This window comes from Paraburkholderia sp. BR14320, assembly GCF_040948665.1.
GTDB lineage: Bacteria > Pseudomonadota > Gammaproteobacteria > Burkholderiales > Burkholderiaceae > Paraburkholderia > Paraburkholderia youngii.
This window is the reverse complement of the sequence record NZ_JBFPKG010000068.1, coordinates 11,783-32,115: the sequence shown is the minus strand read 5'-3', so window position 1 is coordinate 32,115 and position 20,333 is coordinate 11,783. Positions and strand designations below refer to the sequence as shown.

Below are 20,333 nucleotides of genomic sequence, written 5' to 3'. Positions count from 1 at the left end.
TTCCCGGGCTTTGCGGCGCCGGCGACCAGCATCGAGCCTTCGATCGGCGCAAACGCAACGCCTGCCACGAACACACCGGCAGCCGAACCGTCGCCCGCTCCCGCGCCCGCACCGCAACCGCAGGCCCAACCCGCCAGCGAGCCCACCGCCCGCGCGCCGCTGCGCGGCCATATGCCGGTCAACGGCTTCGAATTCCATGCGCCGGCCGCCTCGATGGTCGAACTGCCGACGCTCGATCTGCTCGCCCCCGCCGACGCCGACGTCGAACCGATCTCGGACGAAAAGCTCCGCGAAACCGGTCAGCTAATCGAGCAGCGTCTGCAGGAATTCAAGGTGCCGGTGACGGTGGTCGGCGCATCGGCCGGTCCGGTCATCACGCGCTTCGAAGTCGAACCGGCGCTCGGCGTGCGCGGCAGCCAGATCGTCGGTCTGATGAAGGACCTGTCGCGCGGTCTCGGCCTCACGTCGATCCGCGTGGTCGAAACGATTCCCGGCAAGACCTGCATGGGCCTCGAACTGCCGAACGCGAAGCGGCAGACGATCCGGCTCTCCGAGATCCTCGAAGCGAGCGTCTACCAGAACTCGCACTCGCAACTGACGCTCGCGATGGGCAAGGACATCACCGGCCATCCGGTCGTCGCCGATCTCGCGAAGGCGCCGCACATGCTGGTGGCCGGCACGACCGGTTCGGGCAAGTCGGTCGCGATCAACGCGATGATCTGCTCGCTGCTGTTCAAGGCGACGCCCGAGGAAGTGCGCCTGATCATGATCGACCCAAAGATGCTCGAGCTTTCGGTCTACGAAGGGATTCCGCATCTGCTCGCACCGGTCGTCACCGACATGAAGCTCGCGGCCAATGCGCTGAACTGGTGCGTCGGCGAAATGGAGAAGCGCTACCGGCTGATGTCGGCGGTCGGCGTGCGCAATCTCGCCGGCTTCAACCAGAAGATCCGCGACACCGAGGCGAAGGGCAAGAAGCTCGGCAACCCGTTCTCGCTGACGCCCGATGCACCCGAGCCGCTCGCGCCGCTGCCGCTGATCGTCGTCGTCATCGACGAGCTCGCCGACCTGATGATGGTCGCTGGCAAGAAGATCGAGGAACTGATCGCGCGGCTCGCGCAGAAAGCGCGCGCGGCCGGCATCCATCTGATTCTCGCGACGCAGCGGCCCTCTGTCGACGTGATCACCGGTCTGATCAAGGCGAACATTCCGACGCGCGTCGCGTTCCAGGTGTCGTCGAAGATCGACTCGCGCACGATTCTCGATCAGATGGGCGCCGAGTCGCTGCTCGGCCAGGGCGACATGCTGTTCCTGCCGCCGGGCACGGGCTACCCGCAGCGCGTGCACGGCGCGTTCGTCGCCGACGAGGAGGTGCATGCGATCGTCGAGTATCTGAAGCAGTTCGGCGAGCCGCAATACGAGGAAGGCATTCTAGACGGCCCGGCCACCGATGGCGGCGCGGCCCAGGACCTGTTCGGCGAAGCGCCGGATGCGGAAGCCGATCCGCTGTACGACGAAGCGGTCGCGTTCGTCGTGCGCACGCGGCGCGCGTCGATCTCATCGGTGCAGCGGCAATTGCGCATCGGCTATAACCGCGCGGCGCGGCTCGTCGAGCAGATGGAGACGGCCGGGCTCGTGTCGGCGATGAGCATCAACGGCAGCCGCGAGGTGCTGGCGCCGGGGCCGGCGGAATGAACGCGCGCTGAACCGCAATGAAAAAACGGACAGCCTCACGACGTGAGCTGTCCGTTTTTCTTTACCCGCGCGTGCCGTGCGTTACGACGGCGACACCAGCTTGAAATCCACCGGCGCGCCGAGCTCGAAATGCTGCTTCGGATTTGGATCGAGCAGCCCCGTCTGCTGATCGCGCTTGAACACGTAGACCGTGTCGCTCAACTGATTGCCGACGATCAGCCAGTTGCCGGTCGGATCGATGGTGAACTCGCGCGGCGATTTGCCGAGGCTCGACTGCCGCCCGATCTGCTTCAGATGCCCATTGGCGGGATCGACCGAGAAGATCACGATCTCGTTCGCGTCGCCGCGATTGGACGCATACACGAAGCGTCCGTCCGGCGACATGTGGATCGCCGCCGCGGCCACCTGCCCCTTGAAGCCGGGCTCGCTCAATGGCAACGTCTGCACGAGCTTCAGTCTGCCGTCGTCGTAGTCGAACGTGCTGACGGTCGCCGCGAGTTCGCTCGTCAGATAGGCGTGCCTGCCGTTCGCGCTGAAGATCAGATGGCGTGGACCCGTGCCGGCTTTCTGCTGCGCATAGCCCCAGTCCGTCACGACGAACGGGCCCGCGCCGGCGCTGCTCTGCGGCGCGTAACGGTACGAGTACAGCTTGTCGGCGCCGAGATCCTGCGCGAACAGATAGTGGCCGTCAGGCGAGAACACGTTCGAATGCACGTGCGAGTTGTCCTGTCGCCCTTTCACCGGCCCGCCACCCTCGTGATGCACGGTCTGCACCGAGGCGCCCACCTGGCCGTTCGCCTGCAGCGGAAACACCGCGAAGCTGCCGCCCGGGTCGGGCGCGACGGAATAGTTCGCGGTCAGCAGATATTTGCCGTCCGGCGAGATGCTCAGATAGCACGGGTCATTGCCATCGGACGACACCTTGTTCAGAAACGTCAGCTGGCCGCGCGCGGCATCGAAGCCGAACGCGCTGATGTTGCCGCGCTGCGTGGCCGGGCCATTGTCGCCGGGCAGTTCGTTGACCGAATAGACGAAGCGGCGGTCGCGGCTCACGACCAGAAACGACGGATTGACCGTCTGCGCGACCGACACCTGGGTCGCCGCGCCGGTCTTCGTGTCGAAGCGAAAGACGTAGATGCCCTCGCTCCTGCCGCTGGTGTAAGTGCCGACCAGCATCGTATAGACGCCGTCCGCGGGGACCGGGCCAGAATCTTGCGCATACGCGTGCGAAGCAAGCATCGAAACCATGAGCAGGAAACCTTTTATCATCGAACGGGCGACGCGGTCCGCGCCACGCGGACCCGAACCGCGTACGGCAACACTGGCAAGAACAGAAGTAAAAGCGGAAGTCGGAACTGGGCGCGCGGCAACACACCCGGCGGCACGGCGACGGTGAAGCATGAGACCTCCTCGACATCGGTTGTCTGTACGGGCTCGCGTACGAGCCGGGGTACGAGCGGTTATAACGGTGTCTGGTCTGCCGCGCCGCCAATCGAGCGTCGTTCCGCGTTTTATTGTCGAAGTCAGTATAAGAGCGTTAGGTCGGATCATGCAGTGAATCCACCGCTGACGTGCGGGCTGCGCCAGCGGCTTTGGTCCCGCAAGCCGGGGCGTTTTTCAAGCGTTTTCTCAATCGCGCATCACGCGTGTCAACCACGGAGTCTCCATGAACGTCACTCTCAGCCTGGGCCCGCTCGTTTCGCTGATCGCCGGCATTCTGATTCTGATCATGCCGCGCCTGTTGAACTACATCGTCGCGCTTTACCTGATCATCATCGGCGTCATCGGGATCTTCGGCGTGGGCTCGTCGCATCTGTAAGCGCCAGGCGACGCAATGCCGGGCGCGGTATTTGCGCCCGGTATCGGGATCAGTTTGCGGGAAAAGGAGGTTCGCGCGGTGCCAGCGGCACTCGCACGCATGAAAGCGCGGCCTACGTCACGCGGTTGACACAGGCGGAAAGCGGGCATCGCGCCACGCGAACAATCGACGTAACGCGGCGCGAAGATGCGGATACGCGAGCAACCCGCGCTACGAACGCCCGGCGCCGCCGCTCAACCGTTCGCCAGCTGTTCGAGGCGCAAGCGCCCCTGCAACGACAGCGCGCCGACCGCATAATGATCGGCATTCTGCTGATAGCGCCGGAAGCAGGCCCGTTCGACCAGGAAGGACGCGGCAGCCAGCATGCCATTGCGGCTCAGGCCGAGCCGCCCATGATCGAGTGGCAGCATGGAGTCGCCGGCAAGCTGGCTGGCGGCCGAGAGAATCGTGATGCAATCGGATTTCGAAGGGTTCAGCATGGCTTTCGTCCTCGGAAACGGCGTCTGCATGCGCCATGAGCAAGGCCGATTCGCAGTCCGGCAGGTCACCGGACATCGGCATGAACTTTGATTTTATGCATGGATTTGACAATTTTCCAACCCGCGTTTTGCCGCACTATGCGGTGAACCAAACACTGCCGATCGTGGTCCGGTAATTAACTCCCACTCGAAGCGCGGCTACTGTCGCCGTCCGTAATAACGACTCGTTTTTCGACACGCTTTCCATGCCTGCACACCTCGAAGACTACGCACTCATCGGCGACGGCCATACCGCCGCGCTCATCTCCCGCGACGGTTCCGTCGACTGGCTCTGCTGGCCGCGCTTCGACTCGGGCGCCTGCTTCGCCGCGCTGCTCGGCACGCCCGACAACGGCCGCTGGCAGATCGCCCCCGCCACCCAGGGCGAGCACGGCGCGTGGACCATCACGCGGCGCTATCGCGGTGAAACGCTGATCCTCGAAACCGACTTCGAAACACCCGACGGCGCGGTCACGCTGATCGATTTCATGCCGCCCGGCAACGGCTGGTCCGAGCTGATCCGCATCGTCGTCGGCAAGCGCGGCACCGTGCGCATGAAGATGGAACTCGTGCTGCGCTTCGACTACGGCTTCTCGATTCCGTGGGTCGACAAGCTCAAGCACGACAGCGGCATCAAGGCGATCGTCGGCCCCGACAACGCGGTGCTGCGCACGCCGGTCGAACTGCACGGCGAAGATATGAAGACCGTCGCGGAATTCACGGTGACCGAGGGCGAGCGCGTGCCGTTCTCGCTCGCGTATGCGGCGTCGCATCTGCGCATTCCTCCCGCGCGCGACCCGCACACGTCGCTCGCGCGCACCGAGAACCACTGGCTCGAATGGGCGGCGCGCGGCACCGTCGAAGGACGCTGGGCCGAGCCGATCCGCCGTTCGCTGATCACACTGCGCGCGCTCGCCTACGAGCCGACCGGCGGCATCGTCGCGGCGCCTACCACGTCGCTGCCGGAGAAGCTCGGCGGCACGCGCAACTGGGACTATCGATACTGCTGGCTGCGCGACGCGACCATCACGCTGCTCGCGATGATGCGCGGCGGCTACTACGACGAAGCGCGCGCCTGGCGCAGCTGGCTCGGCCGCGTGATGGCGGGCGCGCCGGACCAGTTGCAGATCATGTACGGCATCGCCGGCGAGCGACGCCTGCCCGAATCCGAAATCGACTGGCTGCCCGGCTACGAGGGCGCGAAACCGGTGCGCATCGGCAACAACGCGGTCGGGCAGCGTCAGCTCGACGTCTATGGCGAAGTGATGAACGCGCTGCATCTCGCGCGCGTGGGCGGCCTGCAGGCGGACGTCACCGCGTGGAGCGTGCAGCGCGCGATGCTTGAGCATCTGACCACGATCTGGCGCGAACCCGACGAAGGCATCTGGGAGACTCGCGGCGGCCGCGAGCATTTCACCTTTTCGAAGGTGATGGCGTGGGTCGCGTTCGACCGCGCGATCCGCTCGGCCGAAATGTTCAAGCTCGACGGCCCGCTCGACGAATGGCGCGCGACGCGCGACACGATCCACGCCGAGGTCTGCGAGAAGGCGTGGAATCCGAAGCTGAACGCGTTCTCGCAGTACTACGGCAGCGACCAGCTCGACGCGAGCGTGCTGCTGATGCCGCTGGTCGCCTTCCTGCCGCCGCAGGACCCGCGCATCAAGGGCACCGTCGAGGCAATCGAGCGGGACCTGATGCATGGCGGCTTCGTGATGCGCTACCGCACCAACGAATACGATGACGGCCTGCCGCCCGGAGAAGGCACCTTTCTTGCGTGTTCGTTCTGGATGGTGGATAACCTCGCGCTGCAGGGGCGCGTGCAGGAAGCGATCGAGATGTACGAGCGGCTGCTCGCGCTGTGCAACGACGTAGGCCTGCTGTCCGAGGAGTACGATCCGGCCGAAAAACGTCTGGTCGGCAATTTTCCGCAGGCGTTCTCGCACGTGGCACTCGTGCACACCGGCCTGAACCTGATGAAGCACGAGCAGGAGATGGCGCAGGCGACCGGCCATCCGGCACATAACGGCATGCGCTCGATGGAGCTTGAGGCTCAGGCAAGCCCTGATAGCGGCGGAGCAGCATCGCCACTAGCATGACGCCGTGACAGCTTGCGTACACTGAATGCGAGAATTGTTGCATTGCACAAGATTGCTTTGTTCGATATTATCGATCCGACTGTCGGCCAACAACAATGTGCCCACAACCACAATGGCCCGCCGCAACGCTTCACGCGTGTTTGCGAAGCCCAATGCGAACCGCTTAAAACGGAGCAAACATGCTCTATCAACTGCACGAATTCAGCCGGGCGATCTTGAGCCCCCTCACCGCCTGGGCCCAGGCCGCATCGAAATCATTTGCGAATCCGGCCAGTCCGTTAGCCTACGTGCCGGGCGCCACGCGCCTGTCCGCCGGCTACGAACTGCTTTACCGGCTCGGCAAGGATTATGAAAAGCCCGAGTTCAACATTCATCAGATCGTTAAGGACGGACATAACATTCCGATCGTCGAGCAGACGATCATCGAAAAGCCTTTCTGCCGTCTGATGCGCTTCAAGCGCTTCGCTGACGACAGCGAAGCCGTCAGCCAGTTGAAAGACGAACCGGTCGTGCTGGTTTGCGCACCGTTGTCAGGACACCACGCCACGCTGCTGCGCGACACCGTGCGCACGTTGCTGCAAGACCACAAGGTCTACATCACCGACTGGATCGACGCGCGCATGGTGCCACTCGAGGCCGGCTGGTTCGGTCTGAACGACTACATCGCGTATATCCAGGAATTCATTCGCCATATCGGCGCGAAGAATCTGCACGTGATCTCGGTGTGCCAGCCGACCGTGCCGGTGCTCGCCGCCATTTCGCTGATGGCGAGCCGCGGCGAGGACACGCCGCGCACGATGACGATGATGGGCGGCCCGATCGACGCGCGCAAAAGCCCGACCTCGGTCAATTCGCTCGCCACGCAGCATTCGTACGAATGGTTCGAGAACAACGTGATCTTCACGGTGCCGCCGAACTATCCGGGTACGGGCCGCAAGGTCTATCCGGGCTTCCTGCAGCACACCGGCTTCGTCGCGATGAATCCGGAGCGTCACGCGGCATCGCACTGGGATTTCTACCAGAGCCTGCTGCGCGGCGACGAGGACGACGCCGAAGCGCACCGCCGCTTCTACGACGAGTACAACGCGGTGCTCGACATGGATGCCGACTATTACCTCGACACGATCCGCGTCGTGTTCCAGGAATTCCGTCTTGCCGAGGGCACGTGGGTCGTCAACGGCGAACCGGTACGGCCGCAAGACATCACGACGACCGCGCTGTTTACGATCGAAGGCGAACTCGACGATATTTCCGGCGACGGCCAGACCTACGCGGCGCACGACCTGTGCAGCGGCATTGCGGCGAAGAACAAGCGTCACTTCACCGCGGAGAAATGCGGCCACTACGGCATTTTCTCGGGCCGCCGCTGGCGCACGATCATTTACCCGCAATTGCGCGACTTCATTCTCGAGCACAACAAGACCGCAAAAACGGCTAAAGAAAAAGTCGAAGCCTGAGCATTAAACTTGCAATAGCATATAAAAAGCCAACGGTCTCCTTCGAGGCCGTTGGCTTTTTTATCGCGCTTTATTCGTGATACTGATGTTTGGCCGCGGCAATGATCACCGCCGCACGGGCCGTTACTTTCTCAACAGGTACGCGAGCAGCAGTTCGGTATTCATCTGAATCACCTCGCTGCGTTCGGCGGCGCTGCTGAAATCGCGCCCGAGCGTCGCTTCGAGCGTGAAGCGGTTCGACACGATGTAGTAACCCATGCCCGAAAGCGTCACGTAAAAACGCAATGGGTCGACGTTCGTGCGAAACAACCCCGCGCGTTGCCCGCGTTCGAGGATGCCGCCGAGCGTGGCGACGATCGGCGAAATCATTTCGCGTATGCGCGTCGATTTCTGCATGTAGCGTGCTTCATGCAGATTCTCGTTGTTGATGAGCCTCAATAACTCGGGATGATCGCGGTAGTAGTCCCACACGAAATGCGCGAGACGCGTAACCGCCTCGACGGGCGCGACCCCGTTGAGTTCGAGCGTGCGTTCCGCTTCATTGAGTGCGCTGAACGCGTGCTCGAGTACCGCGGTGAATAGCTGCTCCTTGCTACCGAAGTAGTAATAGAGCATTCGTTCATTGGTTTCGGCGCGGCGAGCGATCTGATCGACTCGTGCGCCGAACAGTCCTCCATTTGCAAACTCTTCCGCCGCCGCAAGCAAAATGCGGCGCCTCGTGCCTTCAGGATCTCTTTTGATTTTCGGCTGATTCATGGTGGCATCGTCTTCGTGAGCCGCGTTATCCGGATCGCGCCGCCGGCCTCTCCTCGAGCCTCTTTTTTGGCGGCGTTTAGCGGGCGCGTCGTGGTTGGGAAACACACCCTTTTCTGCGGTCTTTCGAATGAAGCGCTTCGATTATGGCACATGGATTGCGAATGGCAATCCGGGAAATCGGCGATAATGTGCTATTTAGTTCAGGTCGTGCGATCGCACGGCAAACCCCCGCGCCGTAACCGTGACAGACGTCAAAACACTCGCGGATCGCATCGAAGATCTGCTCCCCCAAACGCAATGCACGAAGTGCGGTTATCCCGCATGCCGTCCGTATGCCGAAGCCGTCGCCAGTGGCGAGGCGAACTATAACCAGTGCCCGCCTGGCGGTGCCCAGGGGATCGCGCGCCTCGCCGCGCTGCTCGGCAAGCCGGTGATTCCGCTCAATTCCGCCAATGGCGTCGAACGTCCGCGCCCCTTGGCGGTTATCGACGAACAGGTGTGCATCGGCTGCACGCTATGCATGCAGGCGTGTCCGGTCGACGCGATAGTTGGCGCACCGAAACAGATGCACACCGTGGTCGCCGAACTCTGCACCGGCTGCGACCTGTGCGTGCCGCCCTGCCCCGTCGACTGCATCGCGATGCTGCCCGTGACCGGCGAGGCCACCGGCTGGGATGCATGGAGCCAGAGCGAGGCAGACGCGGCGCGGGCGCGTCATAACCGCCACGAGAGCCGTCTCGCGCGCGAGCGCGACGCCGCCGAAGCGCGTGCTGCGGCGCGGCGAGCCGCGAGTGCGAGCCCGCCGGGGGCGGCCGCGTCGGGCGCGGCTCCAGCGAGCGGCGCGACAACGCCGTCCGAGGCCCCCGCCGCCCCGATCGCGGACGACGCCGAAGCGAAGAAACGCGCGATCATCCAGGCCGCGCTCGAACGCGCGCGCAAGAAGAAAGAAGAAATGGCCGCGAAAGGCCAGGGACCGCTGAACACCGAGAACGTCAGCGCCGACGTGCAGGCGCAGATCGACGCCGCCGAAGCGCGCCGCCGCCGTCTCGGTCTTGCCAGCGGCGACGACACACACGGCTCGGAGCCGTCGTCGAACGAGTCCGATGATTCAAAGCCGCCGTCCGGCTCGCCGCCGAGCGCGCGCTGACCGCCCCCGGCGCAACCTTCCCACCCACACGGACCCGCTCCGCATGAACGCGAACAAACGCCGCGCGATCTACGAAACGCTTCAGAGCCTGAATCCGCACCCGACCACCGAGCTCGAGTACACGACACCGTTCGAGCTGCTGATCGCGGTGCTGCTGTCGGCACAAGCAACCGACGTGTCGGTCAACAAGGCGATGCGCAGGATGTTCCCGGTCGCGAACACGCCGCAGAAGGTGTTGGAACTCGGTGAGGAAGGTGTCGCGAGCTATATCAAGACGATCGGCCTGTATCGCACGAAGGCGAAGAACGTGATCGCGACCTGCCGCATCCTGCTCGACCAGTACGGCGGCGAGGTGCCCGAGGATCGCGAGGCCCTCGAAGGGCTGCCGGGTGTCGGCCGCAAAACGGCCAACGTGATCCTGAACACCGCGTTCGGCCATCCGACCATCGCGGTCGACACGCACATTTTCCGCGTCGCGAACCGCACCGGCCTCGCGCCCGGCAAGGACGTGCGCGCGGTCGAAGCGGCCCTCGAAAAATTCACGCCCGCCGAATTCAGGAAGGATGCGCACCACTGGCTGATCCTGCATGGACGGTACGTGTGCAAGGCGCGCCGGCCGGAATGCTGGCATTGCGTGATCGAGCCGCTGTGCGAGTTCCGGCCGAAGACTCCGCCGCCCGATCTTTAACGGCGGCCCACTCGAAACCGCAGACCGCGCAGCGCGCCTGCAGCCCGAACGGCCGCCGCGTAAAATGATGCTTTACACGCAGTGCGCACTGCGTACACACGCCGTCGCGCTCCGCGCACACCCCACTCCCACGCACCGGTTCCACGATGTTCAATCCCAGCCGCGACGAAGTTCGCCTCTTTTTCACCGACACCTGGCGCAAACAGCGCCAAGGCGAGATTCTGACGCCGCTCGAGGCGATCGCCGCCGATTGGATCGTCGAGCATCCGGAATATCACGCCGACCTCGCAGACGCCCCCGCTGCCCAGGCGCAGGACTATTCGCCGGAACGCGGCCAGACCAATCCGTTCCTGCACCTGTCGATGCATCTGGCGATCTCCGAACAACTGTCGATCGACCAGCCGCCCGGCATTCGCGCCGCCCATGAGCGGCTCGCCGCACGCCTCGGCTCGACGCACGAGGCGCAGCACGCGATCATGGACTGCCTCGGCGAAACCATCTGGGAAGCGCAGCGCACCGGCACGCCGCCGGACACGGACGCGTATTTGCAGCGTATCGAACGGCGCGCGACGCGCGACTGAAGCGGCTGGAAACCCCGGCTCGATGGCCTCAAAGCAAAACACCCCGCCAAGGCGGGGTGTTTTGCTTTTGAAGCCGCGGCGCGAAACCCGCGCCCTACGCTTACTTCTTCTGCACGAGGTCGCCTTCCAGCGATTCGACGTAAGCGGCGATGTCCTTCATGTCGCCTAGCGACAGGCTCTGCACCTGTGCCTGCATGATCGGGTTGTTGCGGCCGAGGTGCGGATTGCCGGTGCCCATCTGGTACTGACGCAGCGCCCAGTACACATAGTCGGAGTGCTGACCGGCCAGCTTCGGATACTCCGGGCTCACCGGCTTGTTCAGGCCGGGACCGTGGCAGGCCGCGCAGTTATGACTGTCGGCGAGCACCTTGCCGTTGCCCGCGTCAGCCGCGTGCGCGACGTTCGCCATGGCCAGACCGATTACCGCCGCCGCGCCGACGGCCTTGAATACCGTGTGGAGTGCCTGTTGGGGCTTGATCATGAAATCTCCTATCCCGCGAATTGGATGTACTGTGACCGACGCCGATCACTTGTCGGGATTGTTTTTCGAAGCGGCAGTTTGCGCTGCGTAGTAGGCGGCAATGTCGGCAATGTCCTGATCCGACAGCGAGGTCGCGATCGCGTGCATCGTGTCGAAATGGCGGTCGCCCTTCTTGTAGGCGCGCAGCGCGATCTCGAGGTAGGCCTGATTTTGCCCGCCGAGCTTCGGCACGCGGAAAACCTCTGGATAAGCCGTGCGGTATTCAGGGATGCCGTGGCAGCCGATACACATCGCGACCTTGTCCTGGCCCGCCTTGGCGTTGCCTACGACATCCGCTGCCTGCGCACTGACCGCGTACCCCGCGAGCACCGACAGCGCTGCGATCACGACGTGTTTGCCGACGAATTTATTCATAGATGTAACCTGGCTTGAGGGGAAACGGGTGCCCACAAAGGCAGCGGTCCGGCCGTTCTTCTTATAAGGTGGCCACGCAGGCCAAAAAAATCGGGCCCATTGTACCGCGACGCCGCGCCGAACGTCCACAACGCGCGGGAGCCGCGCAACGCCCGTCTGGACGGGCCGCGCGCCCTGCTCGCGGCGGCTTCACGATGACGCCACAGCGGCACCAGCGCGTCTACCCGGCGCGGCTCACACCATACGTGAGCCGGTTTCAGGCCAACAGGCCTTCTGACTTATACTGGGTTTTTTCCCGCACAAGAGCATCTCGCCATGCGTTTCGAAGGCTCATCGCAGTACGTCGCCACCGACGACCTCAAGCTCGCGGTCAACGCCGCGATGACGCTCAAGCGTCCGCTCCTGATCAAGGGCGAGCCCGGCACCGGAAAGACCATGCTCGCCGAGGAAGTCGCCGCCGCGCTCGGCATGCCGCTCTTGCAATGGCACATCAAGTCGACCACCAAGGCCCAGCAGGGCTTGTACGAATACGACGCGGTGTCGCGTCTGCGCGATTCGCAGCTCGGCGACGAACGCGTGAAGGACATCCGCAACTACATTGTCAAGGGCGTGCTGTGGCAGGCGTTCGAATCGGACGAGCAGAGCGTGCTGCTGATCGACGAGATCGACAAGGCCGACATCGAATTCCCGAACGACCTGCTGCGCGAACTCGACCGCATGGAGTTCTACGTGTACGAGACGCGCGAACTGGTGCGCGCGAAGCATCGCCCGCTCGTGATCATCACGTCGAACAACGAGAAGGAATTGCCCGACGCGTTCCTGCGCCGCTGCTTCTTCCACTACATCAAGTTTCCGGACGCGACGACGATGCAGCAGATCGTCGACGTGCACTACCCCGGCATCAAGAAGGATCTGCTCGCCGCCGCGCTGCAGAGCTTCTTCGAACTGCGCAACGTCGCCGGGCTGAAGAAGAAGCCGTCCACCTCCGAACTGCTCGACTGGCTCAAGCTGCTGCTCGCCGAAGACATTCCGCCCGAAGCGCTGCGCTCGGCCGACCACAAGCAGATCGTGCCGCCGCTGCACGGCGCGCTGCTGAAGAACGAACAGGACGTGGGCCTGTTTGAGCGGCTGCTGTTCATGAACCGCAACAACCGTTGAGCGGGCACCGTGCCGCACGACATCCAGGCCCTAGCATGCTGATCGACTTCTTCTACTCGCTGCGCGCCGCCAAACTGCCGGTCTCGGTGAAGGAATACCTGACACTGCTCGAAGCGCTGAAGGCCAACGTGATCGCGCCGTCGCTCGACGAGTTCTACTACTTGTCGCGCATCACGCTCGTGAAAGACGAGCAGTACTTCGACAAGTTCGACCAGGCGTTCGGCGCCTTTTTCAACGGTGTCGCGGCGAGCTCGGAGCTCGCGTTCGAGATTCCGCTCGACTGGCTGAAGAAGCAGCTGCAACGCGATCTGTCGCCCGAGGAAAAAGCGCAGATCGAAGCGATGGGCGGCATCGACAAGCTGATGGAGCGTCTGAAGGAACTGTTCGACGAGCAGAAGGAGCGCCACGAGGGCGGCAACAAATGGATCGGCACGGGCGGCACGTCGCCGTTCGGCAACGGCGGCTATAACCCCGAGGCGGTGCGCATCGGCGGCGACGCGGCCGGCAATCGCACCGCCGTCAAGGTCTGGGAAGCGCGCGCGTACCGCGACTACGACGACCAGGTCGAAATCGGCACACGCAACATCAAGGTGGCGCTGCGACGCTTGCGCCGCTTCGCCCGCGAAGGCGCCGCGGAAGAACTCGATCTGCCCGACACGATCCGCAGCACCGCCGCGAACGCCGGTTGGCTCGATCTGAAGATGGTGCCCGAGCGGCACAACAACGTGAAGGTGCTGATGCTGCTCGACGTCGGCGGCTCGATGGACGATCACGTGAAGCGCACCGAGGAGCTGTTCTCCGCCGCGAAGGCCGAGTTCAAGCACCTCGAGTTCTACTACTTCCACAACTGCGTGTACGACTTCCTGTGGAAGAACAACCGCCGCCGCCACGCCGAGCGCACGCCCACGTGGGACGTGCTGCACAGGTTCACGCCGGACTACAAGCTGATCTTCGTCGGCGACGCGACGATGAGCCCGTACGAAGTGTTGCAGCCGGGCGGCTCGGTCGAGTACAACAACGCCGAGGCCGGCGCCGTATGGCTGCGCAGGCTCGCCGATCACTTCCCGCACTTCGCGTGGCTGAACCCCGAACCGGAAGCACTGTGGCCGTATCGGCAGTCGGTCAGCGCGATCCGCGAAGTGCTGGGCCACCGCATGTATCCGCTGACGCTCGCGGGCCTGGAGACGGCCATGCGGGTGCTGAGCAAGTAACGCCCGTCGTTCCGGAACCCACGTCCCGACGCTTCAACTTCCACAACAACAAAGCCTTCGCATGAGTTCGTCCCCGTCGCCCCAACTGTCCCCCGCCGCCGCGCCGCAGAGGCGCTTCAATCCGCTCGCCGATACGTCGCTGTCGACGATCGTCGCGGGCTTCGTCGCGGCGATGACCGGCTACACGAGCTCGCTCGTGCTGATGTTCCAGGCGGGCCAGGCCGCGCATCTGAGCGACGCGCAGATTTCGTCGTGGATCTGGGCGCTGTCGATCGGCATGGGCCTCTGTACGATCGGCCTGTCGCTGCGCTTTCGCGCGCCGATCGTGATCGCGTGGTCGACGCCGGGCGCGGCGCTCCTGGTGTCGTCGCTGCCGCATGTCGAGTATGCGCAGGCCATCGGCGCGTTCATCTTCTGCGCGGCGCTGCTGACGCTGGTCGGCGTCACCGGCTGGTTCGACGCGCTGATGAAGCGGATTCCGTCCGGCCTCGCGGCGGCGCTGCTCGCGGGCATCCTGTTCGAAATCGGCATCGAGATTTTCCGCGCCGCGCAGTACCAGACCGCGCTCGTGCTGACGATGTTCTTCACCTACCTGATCGTCAAACGGTTTGCGCCGCGTTACGCGATTCCGAGCACGCTCGTGGTCGGCACGGCAGCCGCCGGCGGCCTCGGTCTGCTCGACTTCAGCCACTTTCACGTCGCGCTCGCGCATCCGGTGCTGACGATGCCGTCGTTTTCGGTGGCGGCGTGCGTGAGCATCGGCATTCCGCTGTTCGTGGTCGCGATGGCCTCTCAGAACGTGCCGGGCATCGCGGTGCTGCGCGCCGACGGCTATACGACCCCGTCCGCGCCGCTGATCGCGACGACCGGCGTCGCGTCGCTGCTGCTCGCGCCGTTCGGCTCGCACGGCATCAATCTTGCGGCGATCACAGCGGCGATCTGCACCGGCCCGGAAGCGCACGAAAACCCCGCGCGCCGCTACACGGCGGCGGTATGGGGCGGCATTTTTTATCTGCTCGCGGGCGTGTTCGGCGCGACGATCGCCGCGCTGTTCGCGGCGTTTCCGAAGGAGCTGGTCGTCTCTGTCGCGGCGCTCGCGCTGTTCGGCTCGATCATGAGCGGCCTCGCCAATGCGATGCACGATACGCGGCAGCGCGAGGCGGCGCTCGTCACGTTCATGGTGACCGCCTCGGGGCTCACGCTGCTGTCGATCGGCTCGGCGTTCTGGGGGCTCGTCGCCGGCGTGATCACGCAAGTCGTGCTGAACGCGCGCCGCGTGTGAACGGAACACCGCGCCCGGCTGTCCGTACCCGGTGTTCATGCCGTCCTCGGCGATCCGCCATAGAATAGATGTATCCGGCAGCGTTTCCCGGCGCCATCGCGGGACGCGCTGCGGCTTGACCCGCGGCCGCCGGCGCCGGCTGATTGCTGTGTTTTGTCCAGCCGGCGCGGTGGCATCCTCATTTCTCCTGAACCACGGCGCACATGCGCCCTGAAGGCCCGAACATGACAACCGCACTCGACCAACTCAAGCAATACACCACCGTGGTGGCCGACACTGGCGACTTCCAGCAGCTCGCGCAGTACAAGCCGCGCGATGCGACCACTAATCCGTCGCTGATTCTGAAGGCCGTGCAGAAAGACGACTACCGGCCGCTGCTCGAAAAGACCGTGAAGGCGCATGCGTCGAAGCCGGTCGGTGCGATCATCGACCAGTTGCTGATCGCGTTCGGCACCGAAATCCTGAAGATCATCCCCGGGCGGGTGTCGACCGAAGTCGACGCGCGCCTGTCGTTCGACATCGAAGGTTCGATCAAGAAAGCCCATGAACTGATCGCGCTGTACAAGGAGCACGGCATCGAACGCGACCGCGTGCTGATCAAGCTCGCATCGACGTGGGAAGGCGTGCGCGCGGCCGAGGTGCTGCAGAAGGAAGGCATCAGCTGCAACATGACGCTGCTGTTCTCGCTCCCGCAGGCTGCCGCCTGCGCGGAAGCCGGCGCGCAGCTGATCTCGCCGTTCGTCGGCCGCATCTACGACTGGTACAAGAAGAGCGCCGGCAGCGCGTGGGACGAAGCGAAAGACGGCGGCCCCAACGATCCGGGCGTCAAGTCGGTGCGCCGCATCTATGCGTACTACAAGAAGTTCGGCTACAAGACCGAGGTGATGGGCGCGAGCTTCCGCACGACCTCGCAGATCCTGGAACTGGCTGGCTGCGATCTGCTGACGATCAGCCCGGACCTGCTGCAAAAACTGCACGACAGCACCGACAAGATCGAGCGCAAGCTGTCGCCGGAGGCATCGCACCAAGCGGACATCGAGCGCGTGCCGGTCGACGAAAAGTCGTTCCGCTTCCTCGTCAACGACGACGCGATGGCGACCGAGAAGCTCGCCGAAGGCATCCGCACGTTCGCCGCGGACGCAATCAAGCTGGAAAAGCTGATAGACACGCTGCGCTGAGGTGCCGCGGGCGACGGACGTGGCGGGCTGAGTGACGCTCACGTTCACGCTCGCCGCGCTGCGCCCGCTCCGCTCGAAAGCCATCCATGACAGGCGGCGCTGAACCTCACGGCTCAGCGCCGCTCCCCGTTTACGCCGCGACTACAATCGACTGCACGCCCCTCCCCGCCCGAGCTGGCGAGGACCGACGGCGCCCGCCCAACGCCTGACCCAAGGAGACGATCATGTACGTTCAGCCCTACGTGTTCTTCAACGGCCGTTGCCAGGAAGCGCTCGACTACTACACCGACAAACTCGGCGCCCAGGTGACCTTCAAGATGCTGTTCAAGGACGCGCCACCCGATGCGCAAAACCCGCCCCGCCCCGAGCTCGCCGACAAGATCATGCACGCGAACGTGCAGCTGGGCTCGAGCACGTGGATGGCTTCCGACGGCAACTGCGATCCGGCGGCCGGCCCGTTCAATGGCTTCAGCCTGTCGCTGACCGTCGAAGACAGCGCGTCGGCGGAAAAATGCTTCAACGCGCTCGCCGATGGCGGCCAGGTCGTGATGCCGTTCCAGCCAACGTTCTGGAGCAAGGGCTTCGGTATGGTGGTGGATCGCTTCGGCATGATGTGGATGGTCACGCTGCCGCCGCAGGCTTGAGGCTTCGCGGCCGAGCCTTTGGGTTCGACCGCTCGACCACCTACCCGCCACGCGTCGCCCGCTCGTGCCGCTCGATGGTCCAGTTCGGCTCGGTCTCCAGCAATAGCGCACGCAGCCGGTCCACCTGCTCCGCGAGCCGCTGACCGAGCCAGTACGGCCCTTGCCAGTCGGGCGGCAACGCGGTGGTCACGTCGCCATGCCCCTTCGCGAGCGGCGCCGCGGCCGGAATGCCGAAGCGCGACGGACGGCCGAAACGCAGCCCGCGCGCGGTGGACAACAGGATCGCGCGCACGGCCCGCACCTCGGCGCCGCAATGCGCTGCATAGGCGCTGCGCGCGGCGGCGGCGGCGTTCATCAGCGGCCCGGTGGCCAGCAGTTCGAGCGAGCTGAGCACCGAGCGATGCAGTCGCTGGATCTCCTCGAGCCTCGACTGCGGCACGTCGATTTCCTTTGCGACCGACGGCATCAACGAGCGCAGTTGCACGAGCCGCTTGTTGATCCGCAGAAAGCGCTTGACCTGCTCTTCTTCGGTGATCGTCTCGCCGTCGAGCAGGCGCGCGTAGATGCCAGCGCATTCGCGCAGATTGGCGGCCAGCCCGTAGCGCCACGAATACGTTGCGTGCAGCGGAAACGCGAACGAAAACGCCAGCGCGATCACGATGCCGATCAGCACGTTCAGCGTGCGCCACAGGCCGACATCGATCAGGTTGTCGCCGTGGCCCGCGACGATGCACATCGTGATCGCGGTCAGAAGCCCGATATAGCCGGACGAGCCGATCGCGAACCACGCGCAGATCGACGCGATGATCGCCTCCAGCACATAGGTGAGCGGCAGCGAGCCGATGAAGTTCTGCTGCACGATCAGCAACAGGCCGATCGACGCACCGAGCAGCGTACCGGCCGCGCGTTCGGCCGCCTTCTTGCGGATATTGCCGTGATGCTGCAAGCCGCCGATCACCACGAGCAGCGTCACCGACGACCAGATGCCGTGCGGGATATCGATTCCGGTCGTCGCCAGAATCGACACCAGCATCGCGAGGCCGACGCGCAGGCTATGCAGCACCTTCGCGTGGCGGTACCGGTAATACGGCGACGTGACCGCGCGCACCATCCGGCTCAGCGCCGCGCGGCGGGGGATCACAGTGGGAGTATCGGCAGCAGCCATGGTGGGGCGCGGCAAACGCGTGAAAGGACGGTTCCGCTATCCTGCCCTGGAGTACCCCGCAAACACAAACGCCCGCCGACTCGCGTCGGCGGGCGTTGCGTGTTTCAGACCGTAACGTTGCAGCCGGAATCAGCCTTCGACGACGTCCAGGTAGTCTTCCGAACGGGTGCGGTCCTCGGCGCGCTGCATGCCCACCGCGCGCACGATCAGGCTCACGACCACCGACACCACGAGGTTCACGATCAGCGACCACACCGCCGCATAGCCCGGAATCGCCATGCCGAACAGATGGATCGTGAAGATCGAGCCCGCGAGGTTCAACGAAATCGCCATCCACGTACCGGTCGCGATGCCTGCCGCCCAGCCGAGCAGCAGACCCCGATAGTCGAGCACCCGCGTGTAGAGACCGAGCACGATGGCCGGCAGCGTCTGGATGATCCAGATCCCGCCGAGCAGCTGCAGCTGGATCGCGTAGGTCAGCGGCAGACCCAGAATGAACGCAACCGCGCCGACCTTGACGATCAGCGACACCAGCTTCGCGACGTTGGTCTCCTGCTCGTGCGTCATGTTGCGGTTGATGAACTCCTTGTGCACGTTGCGCGTGTACAGGTTCGCCGCCGCGATCGACATGATCGCCGCCGGCACCAGCGCGCCGATACCGATCGCCGCGAACGCGACGCCGACGAACCACGACGGGAAGAAGTGCAGGAACAGCGCCGGCACCGCGAAGTTCGGGCCGAAGGCCTTGAAGTACGGCGCGAACTCGGGCATGTCCTTCACGCCGGCTGCGAGCGCCATGAAGCCGAGCAGCGCGAGCAGGCCCAGCACCAGCGAATACGCCGGCAGCAACGCCATGTTGCGGCGGATCGTGTTGCCCGACTTCGACGACAGCACCGCGGTAATCGAGTGCGGGTACAGGAACAGCGCGAGCGCCGAACCCACCGCGAGCGTCGCGTACGCGCTATAGCCGTTCAGGCTCGACACGTCCGGCGACTTCAGCAGCAGCTTGGCCGGCGGCACCGCGCCGAAGATATGGCCGAAGCCGCCAAGCTGCGGCGGAATCACGATGATCGCGGCGAAGATCGTCACGTAGATCAGAATGTCCTTGACGACCGCGATCATTGCCGGCGCGCGCAGGCCCGACGTGTACGTGTACGCCGCGAGGATCGCGAACGCGATGATCAGCGGCAGATCGCCGACGAAGCCGGTCGTGTCGAAACCGAGCGCGCCGATCACCACTTCGATACCGACCAGCTGCAGCGCGATGTACGGCATCGTCGCGACGATGCCGGTCACGGCGACCGCGAGCGCGAGCATGCGGCTGCCGTAGCGGGCCGACACGAAGTCCGCCGACGTCACGTAGCCGTGGCGCTTCGCGATGCTCCACAGCTTCGGGAACACGACGAACGCGAACGGATAGATCAGGATCGTGTACGGCAGCGCGAAGAAGCCGGTTGCGCCCGCGCCGAACACGAGCGCCGGCACCGCGATGAAGGTGTACGCGGTGTACAGGTCGCCGCCGAGCAGGAACCACGTGACGATCGTGCCGAAGCGCCGGCCGCCGAGACCCCACTCTTCGAGATGCGCGAGATCGCCGCGCCGCCAGTGGGCCGCGACGAAACCGAGAATCGTGACGCCGATGAAAAACAGAACGAAGACGAAAGTTGCAATGGGGTTCATCGTTGTGCGCCCCCGTTCGGGCGACCCGTATAGCGGGACTTGGTCTTCACATAGACGAACGCGGTGATGACCGCGCTGATCAGCACCCACAGCAGCTGGTACCAGTAGAAGAACGGGAAATCGAACAGCTGCGGCTCGATCCGGTTGTAGGACGGCACCCAGATCATCGCGATCCACGGTAGCAGCAATAGCCAGAGCCAGTGCTTGCTGGCTTTCTTCACGTCGGCGTCGTGAGCCATGACGTCTCCTGTTTTTTCCTATTTTGAATTTATCTGCCCGTGGTCGACGGGAGGAGGAACTCAGCGGGTGGTCGTCCCGCGGTCCGCCACGGGCTCCCCGAAAGCCTCGAAAGAGTATAGGAGT

General features: G+C 64.3%; 21 protein-coding genes. 13 read left to right on the top strand and 8 right to left on the bottom strand.

The window, feature by feature from the left end:
• On the top strand, window positions 1-1,695 hold a 1,695-nt coding region (locus AB3X89_RS35410; protein WP_368587384.1), incomplete at its 5' end, for a DNA translocase FtsK.
• Between the two features lie 81 nt (window positions 1,696-1,776).
• Here AB3X89_RS35410 and AB3X89_RS35405 read toward each other — a convergent pair.
• Window positions 1,777-3,096: a lactonase family protein gene (locus AB3X89_RS35405; protein WP_368587383.1), complete on the bottom strand. Its 1,320-nt coding sequence runs from the start codon at window positions 3,094-3,096 to the stop codon at window positions 1,777-1,779.
• A gap of 265 nt (window positions 3,097-3,361) precedes the next feature.
• Between AB3X89_RS35405 and AB3X89_RS35400 the strand changes: the two genes are divergently transcribed.
• Window positions 3,362-3,514 (top strand): DUF3096 domain-containing protein, encoded by a 153-nt coding sequence (locus tag AB3X89_RS35400; RefSeq protein ID WP_075296265.1) that lies wholly within the window; start codon window positions 3,362-3,364, stop codon window positions 3,512-3,514.
• A gap of 233 nt (window positions 3,515-3,747) precedes the next feature.
• On the opposite strand, the gene AB3X89_RS35395 is transcribed toward AB3X89_RS35400, so the two are convergent.
• The gene (locus AB3X89_RS35395; protein WP_013088852.1) at window positions 3,748-3,993 is read right to left on the bottom strand and encodes a hypothetical protein; all 246 of its coding nucleotides are present in this window, start codon (window positions 3,991-3,993) and stop codon (window positions 3,748-3,750) included.
• 35 nt (window positions 3,994-4,028) lie between these two features.
• Between AB3X89_RS35395 and AB3X89_RS35390 the strand changes: the two genes are divergently transcribed.
• The 3 genes from AB3X89_RS35390 to AB3X89_RS35380 all read left to right on the top strand — a co-directional run bounded on the left by AB3X89_RS35390 (window position 4,029) and on the right by AB3X89_RS35380 (window position 7,585).
• The gene (locus tag AB3X89_RS35390) at window positions 4,029-4,169 is read left to right on the top strand and encodes a hypothetical protein (RefSeq protein ID WP_018431577.1); all 141 of its coding nucleotides are present in this window, start codon (window positions 4,029-4,031) and stop codon (window positions 4,167-4,169) included.
• Between the two features lie 69 nt (window positions 4,170-4,238).
• Entirely contained in the window at window positions 4,239-6,128 is a 1,890-nt protein-coding gene (locus AB3X89_RS35385; RefSeq protein WP_368587382.1) for a glycoside hydrolase family 15 protein, read from the top strand.
• Window positions 6,129-6,307: 179 nt separating this feature from the next.
• Entirely contained in the window at window positions 6,308-7,585 is a 1,278-nt protein-coding gene (locus AB3X89_RS35380; protein WP_184227669.1) for a polyhydroxyalkanoate depolymerase, read from the top strand.
• Between the two features lie 123 nt (window positions 7,586-7,708).
• On the opposite strand, the gene AB3X89_RS35375 is transcribed toward AB3X89_RS35380, so the two are convergent.
• Window positions 7,709-8,341: a TetR/AcrR family transcriptional regulator gene (locus AB3X89_RS35375; protein WP_042327581.1), complete on the bottom strand. Its 633-nt coding sequence runs from the start codon at window positions 8,339-8,341 to the stop codon at window positions 7,709-7,711.
• Between the two features lie 241 nt (window positions 8,342-8,582).
• On the opposite strand from AB3X89_RS35375, the gene rsxB reads away from it, so the two are divergent.
• The 3 genes from rsxB (at window position 8,583) to AB3X89_RS35360 (ending at window position 10,757) form a co-directional block, all read left to right on the top strand.
• On the top strand, window positions 8,583-9,488 hold the full coding sequence (gene rsxB, locus AB3X89_RS35370; RefSeq protein WP_368587381.1) for an electron transport complex subunit RsxB: 906 nt from the start codon (window positions 8,583-8,585) through the stop codon (window positions 9,486-9,488).
• A gap of 43 nt (window positions 9,489-9,531) precedes the next feature.
• Window positions 9,532-10,176, top strand: a complete 645-nt coding sequence (nth, locus tag AB3X89_RS35365; RefSeq protein WP_368587380.1) for an endonuclease III — start codon at window positions 9,532-9,534, stop codon at window positions 10,174-10,176.
• A gap of 146 nt (window positions 10,177-10,322) precedes the next feature.
• Window positions 10,323-10,757, top strand: coding sequence for a DUF1841 family protein (locus AB3X89_RS35360; protein WP_013088846.1), 435 nt, complete (start codon window positions 10,323-10,325; stop codon window positions 10,755-10,757).
• A gap of 100 nt (window positions 10,758-10,857) precedes the next feature.
• On the opposite strand, the gene AB3X89_RS35355 is transcribed toward AB3X89_RS35360, so the two are convergent.
• Together AB3X89_RS35355 and AB3X89_RS35350 are read right to left on the bottom strand one after the other, a co-directional pair.
• Window positions 10,858-11,238, bottom strand: coding sequence for a cytochrome c (locus AB3X89_RS35355; RefSeq protein ID WP_368587379.1), 381 nt, complete (start codon window positions 11,236-11,238; stop codon window positions 10,858-10,860).
• A 45-nt stretch (window positions 11,239-11,283) separates the two neighbouring features.
• Window positions 11,284-11,652, bottom strand: coding sequence for a c-type cytochrome (locus AB3X89_RS35350; protein WP_013088844.1), 369 nt, complete (start codon window positions 11,650-11,652; stop codon window positions 11,284-11,286).
• A 315-nt stretch (window positions 11,653-11,967) separates the two neighbouring features.
• On the opposite strand from AB3X89_RS35350, the gene AB3X89_RS35345 reads away from it, so the two are divergent.
• The 5 genes from AB3X89_RS35345 to AB3X89_RS35325 all read left to right on the top strand — a co-directional run bounded on the left by AB3X89_RS35345 (window position 11,968) and on the right by AB3X89_RS35325 (window position 17,125).
• On the top strand, window positions 11,968-12,810 hold the full coding sequence (locus AB3X89_RS35345) for a MoxR family ATPase (protein ID WP_176109203.1): 843 nt from the start codon (window positions 11,968-11,970) through the stop codon (window positions 12,808-12,810).
• A gap of 35 nt (window positions 12,811-12,845) precedes the next feature.
• A complete protein-coding gene (locus AB3X89_RS35340; RefSeq protein ID WP_368587378.1) occupies window positions 12,846-14,021 on the top strand; it encodes a VWA domain-containing protein in 1,176 nt (391 codons plus the stop codon).
• Between the two features lie 61 nt (window positions 14,022-14,082).
• Window positions 14,083-15,303 carry a benzoate/H(+) symporter BenE family transporter gene (locus AB3X89_RS35335; RefSeq protein WP_368587377.1) on the top strand — a complete coding sequence of 407 codons (1,221 nt, stop codon included), beginning with the start codon at window positions 14,083-14,085 and terminating at the stop codon, window positions 15,301-15,303.
• A 224-nt stretch (window positions 15,304-15,527) separates the two neighbouring features.
• A complete protein-coding gene (tal, locus tag AB3X89_RS35330; protein WP_368587376.1) occupies window positions 15,528-16,481 on the top strand; it encodes a transaldolase in 954 nt (317 codons plus the stop codon).
• A gap of 224 nt (window positions 16,482-16,705) precedes the next feature.
• On the top strand, window positions 16,706-17,125 hold the full coding sequence (locus AB3X89_RS35325; protein WP_368587375.1) for a VOC family protein: 420 nt from the start codon (window positions 16,706-16,708) through the stop codon (window positions 17,123-17,125).
• A 40-nt stretch (window positions 17,126-17,165) separates the two neighbouring features.
• Here the strand turns inward: AB3X89_RS35325 and AB3X89_RS35320 are convergent, their stop codons facing one another.
• From AB3X89_RS35320 to AB3X89_RS35310, 3 genes are all read right to left on the bottom strand, one after another.
• Window positions 17,166-18,290: an FUSC family protein gene (locus AB3X89_RS35320; protein ID WP_368587374.1), complete on the bottom strand. Its 1,125-nt coding sequence runs from the start codon at window positions 18,288-18,290 to the stop codon at window positions 17,166-17,168.
• A 129-nt stretch (window positions 18,291-18,419) separates the two neighbouring features.
• Entirely contained in the window at window positions 18,420-19,970 is a 1,551-nt protein-coding gene (mctP, locus tag AB3X89_RS35315; protein ID WP_368587373.1) for a monocarboxylate uptake permease MctP, read from the bottom strand.
• Window positions 19,967-20,209 carry a DUF3311 domain-containing protein gene (locus AB3X89_RS35310; protein ID WP_176366947.1) on the bottom strand — a complete coding sequence of 81 codons (243 nt, stop codon included), beginning with the start codon at window positions 20,207-20,209 and terminating at the stop codon, window positions 19,967-19,969. The genes mctP and AB3X89_RS35310 overlap by 4 nt, the downstream gene beginning before the upstream one ends.
• Between the last annotated feature and the right edge of the window lie 124 nt (window positions 20,210-20,333).

Bases quoted from the DNA above. Each gene is read 5' to 3' on its own strand.
- AB3X89_RS35405 (WP_368587383.1), bottom strand. From the start codon at position 3,096: ATGCTTCACCGTCGCCGTGCCGCCGGGTGTGTTGCCGCGCGCCCAGTT.
- AB3X89_RS35400 (WP_075296265.1), top strand. From the start codon at position 3,362: ATGAACGTCACTCTCAGCCTGGGCCCGCTCGTTTCGCTGATCGCCGGC.
- AB3X89_RS35395 (WP_013088852.1), bottom strand. From the start codon at position 3,993: ATGCTGAACCCTTCGAAATCCGATTGCATCACGATTCTCTCGGCCGCC.
- AB3X89_RS35390 (WP_018431577.1), top strand. From the start codon at position 4,029: ATGAGCAAGGCCGATTCGCAGTCCGGCAGGTCACCGGACATCGGCATG.
- AB3X89_RS35385 (WP_368587382.1), top strand. From the start codon at position 4,239: ATGCCTGCACACCTCGAAGACTACGCACTCATCGGCGACGGCCATACC.
- AB3X89_RS35380 (WP_184227669.1), top strand. From the start codon at position 6,308: ATGCTCTATCAACTGCACGAATTCAGCCGGGCGATCTTGAGCCCCCTC.
- AB3X89_RS35375 (WP_042327581.1), bottom strand. From the start codon at position 8,341: ATGAATCAGCCGAAAATCAAAAGAGATCCTGAAGGCACGAGGCGCCGC.
- nth (WP_368587380.1), top strand. From the start codon at position 9,532: ATGAACGCGAACAAACGCCGCGCGATCTACGAAACGCTTCAGAGCCTG.
- AB3X89_RS35360 (WP_013088846.1), top strand. From the start codon at position 10,323: ATGTTCAATCCCAGCCGCGACGAAGTTCGCCTCTTTTTCACCGACACC.
- AB3X89_RS35355 (WP_368587379.1), bottom strand. From the start codon at position 11,238: ATGATCAAGCCCCAACAGGCACTCCACACGGTATTCAAGGCCGTCGGC.
- AB3X89_RS35350 (WP_013088844.1), bottom strand. From the start codon at position 11,652: ATGAATAAATTCGTCGGCAAACACGTCGTGATCGCAGCGCTGTCGGTG.
- AB3X89_RS35345 (WP_176109203.1), top strand. From the start codon at position 11,968: ATGCGTTTCGAAGGCTCATCGCAGTACGTCGCCACCGACGACCTCAAG.
- AB3X89_RS35340 (WP_368587378.1), top strand. From the start codon at position 12,846: ATGCTGATCGACTTCTTCTACTCGCTGCGCGCCGCCAAACTGCCGGTC.
- AB3X89_RS35335 (WP_368587377.1), top strand. From the start codon at position 14,083: ATGAGTTCGTCCCCGTCGCCCCAACTGTCCCCCGCCGCCGCGCCGCAG.
- tal (WP_368587376.1), top strand. From the start codon at position 15,528: ATGACAACCGCACTCGACCAACTCAAGCAATACACCACCGTGGTGGCC.
- AB3X89_RS35325 (WP_368587375.1), top strand. From the start codon at position 16,706: ATGTACGTTCAGCCCTACGTGTTCTTCAACGGCCGTTGCCAGGAAGCG.
- AB3X89_RS35320 (WP_368587374.1), bottom strand. From the start codon at position 18,290: ATGGCTGCTGCCGATACTCCCACTGTGATCCCCCGCCGCGCGGCGCTG.
- mctP (WP_368587373.1), bottom strand. From the start codon at position 19,970: ATGAACCCCATTGCAACTTTCGTCTTCGTTCTGTTTTTCATCGGCGTC.
- AB3X89_RS35310 (WP_176366947.1), bottom strand. From the start codon at position 20,209: ATGGCTCACGACGCCGACGTGAAGAAAGCCAGCAAGCACTGGCTCTGG.